Origin of the sequence: Streptomyces sp. NPDC051243 (assembly GCF_044455405.1) — a bacterium.
In the GTDB taxonomy this organism is placed as follows: Bacteria; Actinomycetota; Actinomycetes; order Streptomycetales; family Streptomycetaceae; genus Streptomyces.
On the sequence record NZ_JBITES010000007.1, the window covers coordinates 381,660 to 394,789 of the forward strand.

A 13,130-nucleotide genomic window follows, 5' to 3' on the forward strand; every position below is an offset into this window, starting at 1 on the left:
GGAGTCAGCGTTTGAGCCCGACCCCGCCGTACAGCGACACGGGCCCCGCTTCCTCCCGGTTCCCGCCCTCGCCGGGCCGCCAGTCGGACAGGGACACGATCCCCGGCTCCAGCAGCTCGAGTCCCTTGAAGAACCGGCCCGTCTCGGCGTGCGAGCGGGCCACGAGCGTCACTCCGCTCGCCGTGTAGGCCGCGATTCCCCGGTGCACGTTCTCCGGGTCGAAGTCCGCCGTCATCGCCGACAGCACCAGGCAGCTGCCCGGCGCCAGCGCGCCGACCAGGGTGTCCACGAGGTCATGGGCGCCGTCGCTGTCCGCGATGAAGTGCAGGAGCGCGATCAGGGACAGGGCGACGGGCCGGTCGAGGTCCAGGACGGACGCGGCCCGTTCGAGAATCCGCTCCGGTTCGCGCGCGTCGGCCCGGACGTACTCGGTCGCGCCTTCCGCAGTGCCGTGCAGCAGGGCTTTAGCGTGCGCGAGGACGATCGGGTCGTTGTCGACGTACAGCACGCGCGCGTCCGGGACCACCGACTGGGCGATCTGGTGCAGGTTGGGCTCGGTCGGGATACCGGAACCGATGTCGAGGAACTGGCGGATCCCCGTCTCCCGGACGACGGCACGCGTGGCCCGTTCCATGAACCGCCGGTTGGCACGCGCATGCCGCGGAGCGTCACCCTGCAGGGCGGTGATCTGCCGCCCGAGTTCCTCGTCGACCGGGTAGTTGTCCTTGCCGCCGAGGAACCAGTCGTAGACGCGGGCCGGGTGAGGCCTGCTCGTGTCGATCCGGGGTACGGCCGGCTCGGTCCCGGTCACGCAGGTCTCCTCCACTCGACAGCGGTGTGCCGCGAGCAAGTCTTCCACGATCACGCGGCTCGGCGGAGGCTGTCTTCGGCCACCTCCTTGTCGAGCGAGGCCCGCACCAACGCGGCGGCGAGTACGGCCGGTTCGGTGTTTCCGGCCAGGTCGGCCAGCCGGTCCGGGTCCTTGGGCAGACCCAGCCGCTGCGCGCCCGAGAGCGCCTTGGCGTCCAGGTAGGGTGCCACTTCCGGCCAGACCCGCTGGGCCTCGCGCAGGAAGATGTCGGCGCCGGCCGGGCCGATGCCGGGGAACTCCTGGAGCAGGCGGCGCAGTTCGGCGACGTCGCCGTCCGCCTCCTTGCGCAGCCGCCGCAGATCGCCGTTCCACCGGTCCGTCAACAGCTCGGCGGCGTCCCCGAGTTGGGTCGCCGTCCGCTCGTCGTAGCGCCGGTAGCCCCCGCGGCCCAGCGCGTCCACCCGCTCCTGCCAGTCGGCGTCGGCCATCCGGCGCGGATCGCGCAGGCCCGCGTCGTACAGGGCGCGGGCGCTGTCGACGGCGATCGAGCCGCGGATCCGGGCGCTGAGCAGATGCGCCAGCACCAGCAGCCGGTACAGCGGTTGCGGGGTGTCCTTCAGCGCGATGCCCGCCTCTTCGGCGAACGTCTGCCCGTGCGCGCGCACGAGCTCCTGTACGACGCGCCTGTTGTCGCTCATGGCTTCAGCGGGTCGTGGCCGATCGTCATCAGCTGATGCCGGCGGCGGGTCTGTTCGGGTTCGGGCTCGTTCTCCAGGTCCGCCTCCGCGGTGACGGTGTCCACGACGTCGTACATCACCTGGATGTCGTCCTCCGTGAGGTCCGTGCGCCGCTTCTGCAGGATCGCGAGGACGTGCTGCCCGGTCGGCGTGCCGGCCTGGTCCGGCAGCGGCTCGGTCTCCTCGTCCGCGTCACTGACCCGCAGCCAGGCGGCCAGTTCCTGCGAGGTCATGTTCACCACACGGTGGAACTCCTCCCACAGCGTGTCGAGTTCGAGGGCGTCGGCCATGGTGTGCCCCTTCTCTCGGTTCGGCTTCTCATCGGCGTACGGCACTGTGCTCAGGCCGTATGGCTCTGTGACCAGGGTCCACGGCTCCGCGCGGCGCGTAGGGCTGGTCGCGTACGCCCGTGTCACTCGCCGCGCGGCCAGTTCTCCGCGTCGAACATCCAGCGCTGCTTCTCCAGCTCACTGGTGATGCCGATCAGCAGGTCCTGCGTCACCGGGTCCGGCTCGGCGGTCGCGTCGATGCGTTCCCGCAGCCGCCCGATGGCCGCCTCCAAGGTGTCCACGATCAGCTGGACGACCTCGCTGTCGCGTACCCAGCCCTCCTTCGGGCCGGGCAGGGTGTAGGCCGCGGCGATCGTCTCCGGCCGTCCGTCGGGCGGGACGCCGAGCGCGGCGGAGCGCTCCGCGACCGTGTCGGCGTAGGAGCGGGCCACGGACACCACGTCGTCGAGCTGGAGATGGATCGAGCGGAAGCGCGGGCCCACGATGTTCCAGTGCGCCTGCTTCCCGATCAGCGAGAGCCCGAGAAGATCGACGAGAGTGCTCTGCAGCGCGTCCGCGGCCACGCGGCGGGCCGGTTCGGGGAGCGTGCTCTTGACCACAGTCATACGGAGCTCCTCCTTGCTTCTTCTGGCTGCTTGCTCCATGCGGGCGCGGGTGCCCAGGGCGAACCGGTGCAAACGCGACGCATCTCAGGGTGTGAGCACGGTGTCCAGGAAGTGGATGAGGTCCGCGAACACGTCCGCCCGGTTCGTCTCGTGGAACACCTCGTGCCGGGCACCCGCGTAGACGCGCTCGGTGAGCGCCTCCCCGCGCACCGCCTCGATGCCGGTGCGGCTGCCGGGGAGCGGGACCAGCCGATCGTCGCCGCCGTGCAGCCACAGCAGGGGTACGGGCCCGATGCCCCCGCCCTTGGACACGGTGTCCAGCATCCGGGCGAACGCCTCCACCGTCGGCCGCTTCATCGGGCCGTGCCAGACCAGCGGATCCGCCGCGTACGCCAGGCCCACTTCGGGGTCGCGGGAGAGCGCGGCCGGGTTGACGGGGGTGTCGGGGATCGCGTCCAGGGCGAGCAGGCGCCGGGGCAGTTCCCAGTCGCCGATCACGGGCCCGGACAGGACGAGGGCGGCGAGCTCGTCGCCGTGGAGCTGTGCGTAGCGGGCCGCGATCAGGCCGCCCATGGAGTGCCCGATCATGACGACCGGCACGTCCGGATGCGCGGCCCGGGCCAGGTCTGCGACCGCGTGCACATCGGCGACCACGTCGGCGAAGTCCTCGATCAGCACACGCTCGCCCGCCGACCTCCCGTGCCCGCGGTGATCGGGCCCGAACACGGCCGCACCCTGCGCGACCAGGAGCTCCGCCACCTCGGCGTACCGACCGACGTGCTCCCCGTAGCCATGGACCAGCAGCGCCAGGAAGCGGGGTCGCGGGTTCGGCCACTCCCGTACGACGATCGTTCCCCGGCTTGCGTCGAGGGCGTGCTCGCGGGCTTCGGCCATGGCTCCTCCGGCGGCGTCGGTGAGGGTACCGGGGGATCTTCCCAGGGTGCGGCGGGTCGGTCTATAGTCGAAAACTAGCGGTGCTAATTACGAGGGTGCCGATCCAAACTGCCCGGTCAGGAGACCTGTCGTGCGTCCCGTTCACTTCGCGGCCGCCCGCCGCACCCCCATCGGCAAACTCCGCGGAGCGCTGTCGTCGGTACGGCCCGACGACCTCGCCGCGACCGTGATCCGGGGCCTCGTCGCGGATGTGCCCGCACTGGACCCGGCCCGCGTCGACGACGTCTACTGGGGCGCCGCCAACCAGGCCGGCGAGGACAACCGCAACGTCGCCCGGATGGCCGCGCTGCTGGCCGGCCTGCCCGAGTCGGTCCCCGGCGCCACCGTCAACCGCCTGTGCGCGTCCGGCCTGGAGGCCGTGACGACGGCGGCCCGCACCATCGCGGCGGGCGAGGCCGACATCGTGCTCGCCGGCGGCTCCGAGTCCATGAGCCGCGCCCCCTTCGTCCTGCCCCGCCCCGACGAGGCGCTGCCCCACCGCATGGAGACCTTCGACACCCGGCTCGGCTGGCGCCTGGTCAACCCGGCGATGAAGGACCTGCACGGCCTGCTGGCCATGGGGGAGACGGCCGAGGAGGTCGCCGAGCGGTACGGCGTCCCGCGCGAGCGGCAGGACGAGTTCGCGCTGCGCAGCCACCAACGGGCCGCCGACGCCCGCAAGAACGGCCACTTCGACGACGAGATCCTGCCGGTGCCGCGTCCGGACGGGGTGGTGGTCGACAGTGACGAGTGCATCCGCGAGGACACGTCGTACGAGAAGCTGTCGCGGCTGAAGCCGGTCTTCCGCGCCGGCGGCTCCGTCACCGCGGGCAACGCCTCGCCGATGAACGACGGCGCGGCCGGACTGCTCCTGGTCAGCGAGGAGGCTCTGAACGAACTGGGCCTGGAATCCCTCGGCCGCTATGTCGCCGGCGCCTCGGCCGGCGTCCACCCCGACGTCATGGGCATCGGCCCGGTCCCCGCCACCCGCAAGGCCCTTGCCCGCGCCGACTGGGCGGTCGCCGACATCCAGGAGGCCGAGTTCAACGAGGCGTTCGCGGCCCAGGCGCTCGCCTGCGTCGACCAGCTCGGCATCGACCCCGAACTGGTCAATCCGAGCGGCGGCGCGATCGCGCTGGGGCACCCGCTGGGCTGCTCGGGCGCGCGGATCCTGACGACGCTGCTGCACCGGATGCGGCGGACCGGGGCGGAGCGCGGGCTGGCGACGATGTGCGTGGGCGTCGGGCAGGGGAGCGCGGTGCTGGTGGAGAGGCACTAGGCCGTGTCCGCAAAGTCCCGCCTGCCCCGCCGGGCGGACGACGGGACTTTGCGGACACGACCTAGCAACCTCCCGACTGGCGAGACGGTCCTTACCAGTGCTGTTGTCTGCACATACCATCGGTCCCCGCATGGACACGATGACGCTGTGGCACATAACGGGCTGGGAGTTCGCCGCGCTCGCCTTCGCGGCCCTGCTCGTCGGCTTCTCGAAGACGGCCGTGAGCGGGGCCAACACGGTCAGCCTCGCGATCTTCGCGGCCGTGCTGCCCGCCCGCGCCTCCACCGGCGTCCTGCTGCCGGTCCTGATCGCCGGGGACGTGCTCGCCGTCCTCACCTACCGACGGCACGCCCACTGGCCCACGCTGTGGCGGCTGTTCCCCGCGGTCGCGGCCGGTGTCGTCTTCGGCACCCTGTTCCTGATGTGGGCGGACGACGGGATCGTCCGTACGTCGATCGGCGCGATCCTGCTGCTGATGGCGGCAGTGACGGTCTGGCGCCGCCGCGCGGCCGACAAGGGGGACGAACCGGACTCGGTCGGCACCCGGGCCGGCCGCGTCAAGGCCCGCTCCTACGGCGTCCTCGGCGGCTTCACCACGATGGTCGCCAACGCGGGCGGCCCCGTGATGTCGATGTACCTGCTGTCGGCCGGCTTCCGCAAGCTCGGCTTCCTGGGAACCTCGGCCTTCTTCTTCCTGATCGTCAATGTCTCCAAGGTGCCCTTCAGCGTCGGCCTCGGCCTGATCGACGGCCCCTCACTGCTGCTCGACGCCGCGCTCGTGCTGTTCGTCGTGCCCGGTGCGCTGTTCGGCAAATGGGCTGTCGACCGAATCAACCAGCGACTGTTCGAGCAACTCGTGATCGCGGCGACGGTCGTCGGCGGCCTACAGCTACTGCTGCGCTGACCGCTCCCGCAGGTCGGCCAGCAGCGTCGGCAGATCGGCGAAGGAGCCGATCACATGATCGGGCTCGCCGCTCGCGGCCCGATGCGTCTCCGGCAGGTACTTGCCGGTCCTGACCAGCACCCCCGTGACCCCGGCCCGCTGCGCCGCCAGCACATCCGACTCGATGTCGTCACCGACCATCACCGCCTCCCGCGCATCCACCCCCACATGCGCCAGCGCCGCCTCGAAGAACGCGGCCGACGGCTTCCCCGTGATCTCCGCCTCGACCCGCGCGGCCTTCTCCAGACCGACCAGGAACGCCCCGGTGTCGAGCTGCAACCCGTCGTCCGTACGCCAGTACAGGTTCCGGTGCATGGCCACCAGCAGCGCCCCGCCCTGCACATACCCGAAGGCCCGGTTGAGAGCCCCGTAGTCGAACTCGGGCCCGGCGCCCCCGACGACCACCACATCCGGAACCCCGTGCTCCCCCTCCCCGCCGACGAGCGTCACCCCGCCCAGATCCTCCGCGATGTCCCCGCTGTTCAGCAGCGCACACCGCGCCCCCGGCCAGTGCTCGGCGAGATACGCGGCGGTGACGGCCGGCGCGGTCAGGATGTCCTCGGCGGACACCGGGAACCCCGCATCGGCCAGCACCCGCGCGATCGACGCCCGCGTCCGCGACGTCGTGTTGGTGACCAGCGCGACACCGAGACCGGCATCGCGGATCTCCCGCAGCGCCTCGACCGCCCCGGGCAGCGGCTGCCACGAGACGGTGAGGACCCCGTCGATGTCGATGAGGACGGCACGTACGGATCCCATACGAGCGACGATAGTCACCGACCGGCGCGGTCACCGCTCAAGGAGCGATCCCGACGCCTTCGATCCTGCTCCAGGCCCGCTCCTGAGCCGCCGTCATGGCGGGCCACCGCAGCCCGCCCGGGCGCGGCTCGACACGCGAGGCATACGACGACGGACGGAACTCCGGGTCGTAGAAGCAACCGGTGCCGTACGTCCGGTCGAACGCCGCGCACGAGGTCGCCACCGAACGGGCCGTGGGCTTCTCGCCCGCCCGCGCCCACCTGTCCAGCGCCGCCATGGAGGCGGCGTACTCGGCGTCGCTCACCGCACTGTGCTCGCTCTCCCGCGTGAACGTCTGCACCAGATGGCCGTCCCGTCCGGCCCCGCGCAGCGTGTCCCGGTACGCCGCCTCGTGCTCCACGAACGCTGTCGGGTCGCCGATCGAGCGCAGGGTCAGCACCGGGATCGAGACCTGGCCGGTGAGATCGCTGTCGTAGGACAGATCCCGTACGGCCGTCGGGTCCGGGGCGAACCGCTCGACCCCGGCGTTGAGCGCCTCGTCGTCGTGCGACCCGGAGTAGCGGACACCCTGGTTGCCGAACGGGTTCCGGCCCCCCAGACGGTGGTGCACGATGTCCCGGAACGTGAAGGTCGCGAACCGCAGATGCGACTCCAGAGTGCGCTCCGGGACCCTCGTGACGGCCAGGATGTCGTCGAGATTGCGCTGCTGCAGCGCGGTCCGCTCCGCGGGCGCCGACGCGTAACCGGTGCACTCCTGCAGCCGGGCGCGCAGAGCGGCGGTCGTCATGGTCGAGCCGGCCCGCAGCCCCTGCCAGAGCGGGTACTGCGGCTCGGTCGGGCGGGGGTGGTTGCCGCAGTAGTACTGGTAGACCACGCGCAGGTCGACGCGGTAGTCGTAGCCGCGCGAGCCCCCGGCGAGGACGCCGTTGGTGAGCAGCGCCCCGTCGTACGCCCCGCCACGCCCGCCGTACGTCTCGACGACCTTCGCGGCGACGTTCCCGCCCCACGACTGACCATGCACATACGTCCGACCCGGCACGCCGAACTCCTCGACGAACAGCCGGCGCACGCTCTCGGTGTCGGCGGCGGCCATCCGCGTCCCGTAGCCGCCCCGGCGGTACGACGAACCCGCCCAGGCGTAGCCCTCCTTCACCATCACCGTCCAGCGGTTCAGGTCGTCGAGGCTGCGGGCGGGATCGGAGGCCGCGCCGAGATCGGGGCCGCCGTGGGCGTGCACGACGAGGGAGCCGTTCCAGTCGTGGGGCACGGCGATCGCGTAATACGCGCCGGCCGAGTCGCGGCCGCTGTAACAGTCGGCCCTGCCGACCAGATCGGCGGGGCACTCGGCACGCGCCGGTCCAGCCGTCTCCCCGCGGGCGTTCGAGGCACCGACGAGGATGCCCACGGTGAGGGCTCCGGCCAGCACGGCGGTCAGCGCCGTACGCCGCCGCGGGGCCGGCGGAACGGTCCTGCGGATCACTGCGTGCGTTCTCGTCCAGTCCAAGACGCTGCTCCTCGTCCTCGTCGGCGCGTCGTCGAGCCGTGCGCCGCGATGCTAGGGAGCGACGGGGTGAGGAACCACGCTCTGATCGTTGTGTTCATAGTGTTCACGCCATCGGCCCAGCCGCCGCCGGGCACCTGGCTCGCGGGCGTGCGGACCCGGCGCCCCGCCCCCGCGCCGCACCTCGTACGCTCCCCCCATGTCCCCCCGCCACATCCTGATCCTCGGCGGCACCACCGAGGCCCGCGAGCTCGCCGCCACGCTCACGGCGCACCCAGGCGTGCGGGTCACGACCTCGCTCGCGGGGCGGGTGTCACGGCCGGGCGCGGTCGAGGGGGAGGTGCGGATCGGCGGGTTCGGCGGAGTCGAGGGACTGGCCGGCTGGCTGCGCGCCGAACAGGTCGACGCCGTCGTCGACGCCACCCACCCCTTCGCCGAGTCGATCACGGCGAACGCGGCCCGCGCCGCGACGGCGACAGGAGTCCCGACGGTGGTCCTGCGCCGCCCGGGATGGCGACCGGGCCCCGCGGACCGCTGGCACGAGGTCGCGTCGCTGGGCGAAGCCGCCGGGGTGCTGCCGGGCCTCGGTCAGCGGGTCTTCCTGACCACCGGCCGCCTGGGCCTGGCGGCCTTCGCCCACCTGACGGACCTGCACTTCCTCGTACGCTCCGTCGATCCGCCCGAGCCCCCGATGCCCCCGCACACCGAAGTACTCCTGGCCCGTGGCCCGTTCACGGTGACCGGCGAGACAGCCCTCCTCCACGAGCACCGTATCGACGTCCTGGTCACCAAGGACAGCGGCGGAGAGGCGACCTCGGCCAAACTCACGGCCGCCCGCCACCTCAACCTTCCGGTCGTCGTCGTACGACGCCCCCCGCTCCCGGCGGGTGTGGCGGCGGTGGCGGACGTGGCGGGGGCGCTGGAGCGGCTCGGCGTCACCCGGTGACGACCGAGGCGCGCATGCGGTCGACGGCGCGCAGGACCTCGTCGCGGTTCTTCGCCTGCTTGATCCAGGTGGGCAGCCGTGCGACGTAGGTCATCTTCCGGCCGTGCTCGTACCACGGCGGCCGCTCCCGCAGTGACGCGGCCACGAACCGCCGGAGCAGGTCCAGGTGTTCGAGGTTGTACGCCCACACCTCGCCGTGCCGGGTCTCGGCCCGCAGCCACAGCACCGGGTGGAAACACCGCCCGTCCGCACACGACGAGTTCCGGGCGAGGCCGCAGGACAGGCAGACCAGACGCCGCTGCGCGTACGTCGTGCCGTCGGCGTCCGGAGTGAAGGCGGGGCGCCTGTCGCAGTGGGCCATGCCGTCGCAGCGCGGGCAGCGCACCAGCATCGAGTCGGTGAACTGGTACAGCTTGCTGAGGGTATCGCGGAAGCGAAGCGGCGCGGCGGACATGCCGCGAGTATCACCCCGGAACGCCGCGCTCCGCACCCGCGCTTGGCGATCGTGTGGACCGCGGCGCGCAGGTCCGTGCCGGGAGGGCTGCTGATGTCCTGGTGCACGCGTTCCTCGAGCCGGGTGCCCCATGCCCTGCCGATTTCGAGGTTCGGCGCCGGAACTCCACGCGTACTCGTTGCCGCCCCAACTCGTCGCCAGGATCAGCACGCTGCGCCGACCGCGACGAACCCGATCCCCACGTAGTCGATGAGGGGCCGCGCCGCCGACTTGACCTCCGGGATGGTCCGGGCGGCCGCCCCGTTCCCGCAGCGGGATGGCGTCCGTGATCAACGCCATCCCGTCACCATCAGACCGCCCGCCCCGACACCCTGCATCGCCCGCCGGACGATCAGCAACGTCATGTCGGAGGCCAGACCGCACAGGAACGAACCCGTGATGAACACGATCGCGGAGACCTGGAAGACCACCTTGCGGCCGAACTGGTCGCCGAACTCGCCGACCAGGGCCGTCGCGACGGCGGCGGACCGACGGCGCATGCGGGCACGGTCCCCTGGAGTACCGGGCGGGCCGGCTGCCGTGACTGTGTCTCCCCGCCCCCGCGTTCCACTGCTCCCCGCGTTCCGACTACTGCTCCTTCGGGTTCCTGCGCAGCAGATACGTGTCCATGATCCAGCCCTTGCGCTCCCGCGCCTCGGCACGCAGCCGCTCGATGCGGGGCGCGGCCTCGGCGATCGGGCCCGAGGCGAGGATCTCGTCCGGGGTGCCTATGTACGCGCCCCAGTAGATGTCGATGTCCTGGTCGGCGTACTGCCGGAAGGCCTGGTGGGCGTCGAGCATCACGACCACGTCGTCCACGCCCTCCGGAAAGCCCTCGGCCAGCCGCCGCCCGGTCGTGATCTGCACGGGCCGGGCGACCCGGTTGAGCCCCGTCCGGTGCCGGGCGACGAGCGCGGAGACACTGCTGATGCCGGGCACGACGTCGTACTCGAAGTCCACTGCGCCCTTGTCCAGGACCTCCTCCAGGATCCCGAGCGTGCTGTCGTACAGCGCGGGATCACCCCACACCAGGAACGCGCCCGTCTCGTCCTCGCCCAGCTCCTCGGCGATCAGCCGCTCGTAGATCCCGGCGCGGGCACTGCGCCAGTCGCCGACGGCGGGGGAGTAGGCGGTACCCCCGGCCGACCGGTCCCGCTCGGGATCGCGGGCCTCCACGACCCGGTACGTCCCCTCCGGTATGTGCGCGTCCAGCATGTCCCGGCGCAGCCGTGTGAGGTCCGACTTCACCTCGCCCTTGTCGAGGATGAAGAACACGTCCGTGCTCCGCAGCGCCCTGACCGCCTGGAGGGTCAGCTGCTCGGGGTCGCCCGCGCCGATACCGATGACATGAATCTTTCGCACGCCTTGAGTCTGCCGTACGGCACTGACAAGGGGATCACCGCGTCTGTCGTACGACACGACACGACACGACACGACGCGCCACCGCGTCCGAGGTCGCGGCCCGGCCGAACGCGCGCCGCCGTTCGTTCTGTCGGGAGCGGAACGTCGTCCGACATCGGACCGCAGTCGACCTCACGCCCCCAGCCGACCTCAGGCCCGCAGCCGCGGCGCCCGGGCCCCCGCGTCCACCACCCCGCCGCCCCGCTCCACATGCTCCGCCAGCGCCCGGGCCCACCGGGCGAGCCCGTCCAGGTCCATCCCGTACGGCTCCGCGCGCCCCGACGCCGACGCCCAGTCCTCGACGGCCCCGGCCCCGCGCCGCAGCAGCCGCGCCCCGCCTGTCACATTTCCCCGGGCCGCGTGGGTGAGGCCCACGGCGAGCTGGGCGAGCCCCCGCCACAGGGCTCGCTCCTCCTCGGGCCCCGACTTCCAGGCGTCCTCGAAGACCTCGTGCGCGTGGAAGGGCTTCCCCGCGTCGAGGAGTTCCTGAGCCTCGTGGACGCTCTGCTCGGGGGTGCGTACGACGCCCTCGGGCTGTCGCTCGACCCCCGCCGAGCCGTACGGCAGCGGCCGCCCGAGCCCGTCCCGCGGCCGGGCGTTGCGCGCCCGCCCCTCGTCGTCCCGGTCCCGTGCGCCGGCCGGCCGTCCTGAGGATGAGGATGTGGTGCCCATACGTCGATTGTCCCGCCCGGCCGGGCCGTCTTCGAAGCGGCCCGCTACGTGGGGTAAAGTGCTGTTCGCGCGATCACGCGGTTCACCGCGCGAGGCGCACCGGGACGTGGCGCAGCTTGGTAGCGCACTTGACTGGGGGTCAAGGGGTCGCAGGTTCAAATCCTGTCGTCCCGACAGTTCGATGAGACTGTCATCGCAGATCAGGGCCTTGGATCACATGATGTGAGACGAGGCCCTTGATTGTTCCCAAGCAGACGCAGTCACGGAAGCACGGCTAGGTGCTGACCTGGCGATCATGAGCGGAGCCACATCACCAACGCTGCGGCGGCGACCGTGCCGAGGTAGACATGGGCGCGCTGGTCGTATCCGGTCGCGACCGCGCGGAACTGTCGAAGCCGGGTGCCGGCCACCGGTGCTCCCGCGCCGCAGACGGCCGGCCGCTTGGTCGGCTCTCTCCGGGGATGACGTGCCGGTCCCGCGTCCACGCAGGGAGGCGCGGGTGCGACGGTTGCTGTAGCCCCTGTCGGCGCTGACGCTGTCGGGTGTCGTGCGAGGCCGGCCGGTGGCCGGGCGGGGCACCCGGATCCTTTCCATGACAGCCTCGAACTGGGTGCCGTAGGCCTGCTGACCGGGCGTCAGGACGAGCGAGAGGACCCGGCACCCCCCTGAGCATCCGTCTGGCGCTGGCGCCGCCGGGCCGCACACACTACTCAGGCCGCTGACATCGGCCAGTGGTGCGGATTGCCCGGCGTGACTTCGTAGGCCGAGCAGCGAGTTGGCAGCGGGCCTGGTGGTCGGGCTGGTGCTCGTGGCCCAGTTGGCAGGTCGGTCCGGTAGCGGTCGAAGTCGCCGTTGGCGAGCGGCGCGCGGAGTTTCAGGACGGCTTCGGCGCCGGCCCTCCGCCGGCCGTCGACGCGTTCGTCCGACAAATTCGCTACCCGGGGGTCGGAGCGCCGTGATACACCACCCAGGTGCAAAAAATCTTGGAGTTCCCCGAGGTCCTGCGGCTGATCGAGGACCGCTCGGCCGCGTTCCGCGCCGCGATCGCGTCCGCCCCCGACCTTGACGTCCAGGTCCCGACCTGCCCGGACTGGACGCTGCGCGAACTGGCGCAGCACCTCGGTGACGGCCGCCGCCGCCAGGCCGCCATCGTCGCGGCGGGCCCGGGCGCCGAGCCCCCGGCGAGGACGGACCCGAAGGGCGCCCCGACCGCGCCCCGCGACCGCGAAGCCCTGGACTCCTGGCTCGCCGAGTCGACCGAGCTCATGCTCGACGCGATGCGCGAGGCCGGCCCGGACCGCGGCTGCTGGACCTGGTGGGGCCGCTCGCAGGCCCCGGAGACCAGCGGAGCCGTGGCCCGGCACCAGATCCAGGAGATCGCCGTCCACACCTACGACGTCCAGCTCACCCAGGGGGCCGCACAGCCGCTGCCGACGGACGTCGCGGTCGAGGGCGTCGACGAGTTCCTGACGACCGTCGCGGCGACGACCGTCCCCTGGCCGTTCAAGCCGGCGACCATCGACCTGCACACGACCGAGGGCCGCTCGTGGCGCCTGACCCTCAACGCCGACGGCGTCCGCTGCGACGACCTCGCCGCCGACGCGGAGCCGGGCGACATGGCGATGCGAGGCGCAGCGAGCGAACTGGTCCTCTACTTCTACGAGCGCATCCCGCTCGACGGCCTGGAGACCACCGGCGACACCGAGCCGATGGAGCAGCTCGCAGACTGGGACCCGAACGCGTAAGACGCGCACTTGTGA

Annotated in this window: 14 protein-coding genes, 1 tRNA gene and 1 pseudogene; 5 read left to right on the forward strand and 11 right to left on the reverse strand. The window is 72.0% G+C overall.

The genetic code is table 11. The features are described from left to right. Positions 1-4: 4 nt before the first annotated feature. From ACIBAG_RS20290 to ACIBAG_RS20310, 5 genes are all read right to left on the reverse strand, one after another. Complete coding sequence (locus ACIBAG_RS20290) at positions 5-811, reverse strand: SAM-dependent methyltransferase (protein WP_399106867.1); 807 nt, start codon at positions 809-811, stop codon at positions 5-7. Between the two features lie 50 nt (positions 812-861). After that, on the reverse strand, positions 862-1,509 hold the full coding sequence (locus tag ACIBAG_RS20295) for an endonuclease (protein WP_399106868.1): 648 nt from the start codon (positions 1,507-1,509) through the stop codon (positions 862-864). Continuing rightward, positions 1,506-1,838 (reverse strand): DUF3140 domain-containing protein, encoded by a 333-nt coding sequence (locus tag ACIBAG_RS20300; RefSeq protein ID WP_399106869.1) that lies wholly within the window; start codon positions 1,836-1,838, stop codon positions 1,506-1,508. The genes ACIBAG_RS20295 and ACIBAG_RS20300 overlap by 4 nt, the downstream gene beginning before the upstream one ends. Before the next feature lie 122 nt (positions 1,839-1,960). Next, complete coding sequence (locus ACIBAG_RS20305; RefSeq protein WP_399106870.1) at positions 1,961-2,443, reverse strand: Dps family protein; 483 nt, start codon at positions 2,441-2,443, stop codon at positions 1,961-1,963. Positions 2,444-2,527: 84 nt separating this feature from the next. After that, entirely contained in the window at positions 2,528-3,337 is an 810-nt protein-coding gene (locus ACIBAG_RS20310; RefSeq protein ID WP_399106871.1) for a lysophospholipase, read from the reverse strand. Positions 3,338-3,467: 130 nt separating this feature from the next. On the opposite strand from ACIBAG_RS20310, the gene ACIBAG_RS20315 reads away from it, so the two are divergent. Then, positions 3,468-4,655, forward strand: a complete 1,188-nt coding sequence (locus tag ACIBAG_RS20315; RefSeq protein ID WP_399106872.1) for a thiolase family protein — start codon at positions 3,468-3,470, stop codon at positions 4,653-4,655. Between the two features lie 130 nt (positions 4,656-4,785). Beyond that, positions 4,786-5,559, forward strand: coding sequence for a sulfite exporter TauE/SafE family protein (locus ACIBAG_RS20320; RefSeq protein ID WP_399106873.1), 774 nt, complete (start codon positions 4,786-4,788; stop codon positions 5,557-5,559). On the opposite strand, the gene ACIBAG_RS20325 is transcribed toward ACIBAG_RS20320, so the two are convergent. Further along, entirely contained in the window at positions 5,545-6,357 is an 813-nt protein-coding gene (locus tag ACIBAG_RS20325) for an HAD-IIA family hydrolase (RefSeq protein WP_399106874.1), read from the reverse strand. The two genes, ACIBAG_RS20320 and ACIBAG_RS20325, sit on opposite strands and share 15 nt — an antisense overlap. Positions 6,358-6,394: 37 nt before the next feature. Then, entirely contained in the window at positions 6,395-7,861 is a 1,467-nt protein-coding gene (locus ACIBAG_RS20330) for a hypothetical protein (protein WP_399106875.1), read from the reverse strand. A 196-nt stretch (positions 7,862-8,057) separates the two neighbouring features. On the opposite strand from ACIBAG_RS20330, the gene ACIBAG_RS20335 reads away from it, so the two are divergent. Then, a complete protein-coding gene (locus tag ACIBAG_RS20335) occupies positions 8,058-8,804 on the forward strand; it encodes a cobalt-precorrin-6A reductase (protein WP_399106876.1) in 747 nt (248 codons plus the stop codon). Here the strand turns inward: ACIBAG_RS20335 and ACIBAG_RS20340 are convergent. From ACIBAG_RS20340 to ACIBAG_RS20355, 4 genes and pseudogenes are all read right to left on the reverse strand, one after another. Then, positions 8,794-9,258 carry a hypothetical protein gene (locus ACIBAG_RS20340; protein WP_399106974.1) on the reverse strand — a complete coding sequence of 155 codons (465 nt, stop codon included), beginning with the start codon at positions 9,256-9,258 and terminating at the stop codon, positions 8,794-8,796. The genes ACIBAG_RS20335 and ACIBAG_RS20340 overlap by 11 nt on opposite strands. A 159-nt stretch (positions 9,259-9,417) precedes the next feature. Then, a pseudogene (locus ACIBAG_RS20345) lies at positions 9,418-9,776 on the reverse strand (MFS transporter); the annotation flags it as partial. Between the two features lie 109 nt (positions 9,777-9,885). Continuing rightward, positions 9,886-10,659 carry a precorrin-6A synthase (deacetylating) gene (cobF, locus tag ACIBAG_RS20350; protein ID WP_399106877.1) on the reverse strand — a complete coding sequence of 258 codons (774 nt, stop codon included), beginning with the start codon at positions 10,657-10,659 and terminating at the stop codon, positions 9,886-9,888. A 189-nt stretch (positions 10,660-10,848) separates the two neighbouring features. After that, complete coding sequence (locus tag ACIBAG_RS20355; protein ID WP_399106878.1) at positions 10,849-11,370, reverse strand: DUF309 domain-containing protein; 522 nt, start codon at positions 11,368-11,370, stop codon at positions 10,849-10,851. A 100-nt stretch (positions 11,371-11,470) separates the two neighbouring features. Here ACIBAG_RS20355 and ACIBAG_RS20360 point away from each other — a divergent pair. Together ACIBAG_RS20360 and ACIBAG_RS20365 are read left to right on the forward strand one after the other, a co-directional pair. Next, positions 11,471-11,544: transfer RNA gene (locus tag ACIBAG_RS20360), tRNA-Pro, on the forward strand. A 797-nt stretch (positions 11,545-12,341) separates the two neighbouring features. Further along, complete coding sequence (locus tag ACIBAG_RS20365) at positions 12,342-13,115, forward strand: maleylpyruvate isomerase family mycothiol-dependent enzyme (protein WP_399106879.1); 774 nt, start codon at positions 12,342-12,344, stop codon at positions 13,113-13,115. The last annotated feature ends 15 nt before the right edge of the window (positions 13,116-13,130 follow it).

What these genes read in the sequence shown, in the direction of transcription:
- ACIBAG_RS20295 (WP_399106868.1), bottom strand. Translation starts at nt 1,509, where the DNA reads ATGAGCGACAACAGGCGCGTCGTACAGGAGCTCGTGCGCGCGCACGGG.
- ACIBAG_RS20300 (WP_399106869.1), bottom strand. Translation starts at nt 1,838, where the DNA reads ATGGCCGACGCCCTCGAACTCGACACGCTGTGGGAGGAGTTCCACCGT.
- ACIBAG_RS20305 (WP_399106870.1), bottom strand. Translation starts at nt 2,443, where the DNA reads ATGACTGTGGTCAAGAGCACGCTCCCCGAACCGGCCCGCCGCGTGGCC.
- ACIBAG_RS20310 (WP_399106871.1), bottom strand. Translation starts at nt 3,337, where the DNA reads ATGGCCGAAGCCCGCGAGCACGCCCTCGACGCAAGCCGGGGAACGATC.
- ACIBAG_RS20320 (WP_399106873.1), top strand. Translation starts at nt 4,786, where the DNA reads ATGGACACGATGACGCTGTGGCACATAACGGGCTGGGAGTTCGCCGCG.
- ACIBAG_RS20325 (WP_399106874.1), bottom strand. Translation starts at nt 6,357, where the DNA reads ATGGGATCCGTACGTGCCGTCCTCATCGACATCGACGGGGTCCTCACC.
- ACIBAG_RS20335 (WP_399106876.1), top strand. Translation starts at nt 8,058, where the DNA reads ATGTCCCCCCGCCACATCCTGATCCTCGGCGGCACCACCGAGGCCCGC.
- ACIBAG_RS20340 (WP_399106974.1), bottom strand. Translation starts at nt 9,258, where the DNA reads ATGTCCGCCGCGCCGCTTCGCTTCCGCGATACCCTCAGCAAGCTGTAC.
- ACIBAG_RS20355 (WP_399106878.1), bottom strand. Translation starts at nt 11,370, where the DNA reads ATGGGCACCACATCCTCATCCTCAGGACGGCCGGCCGGCGCACGGGAC.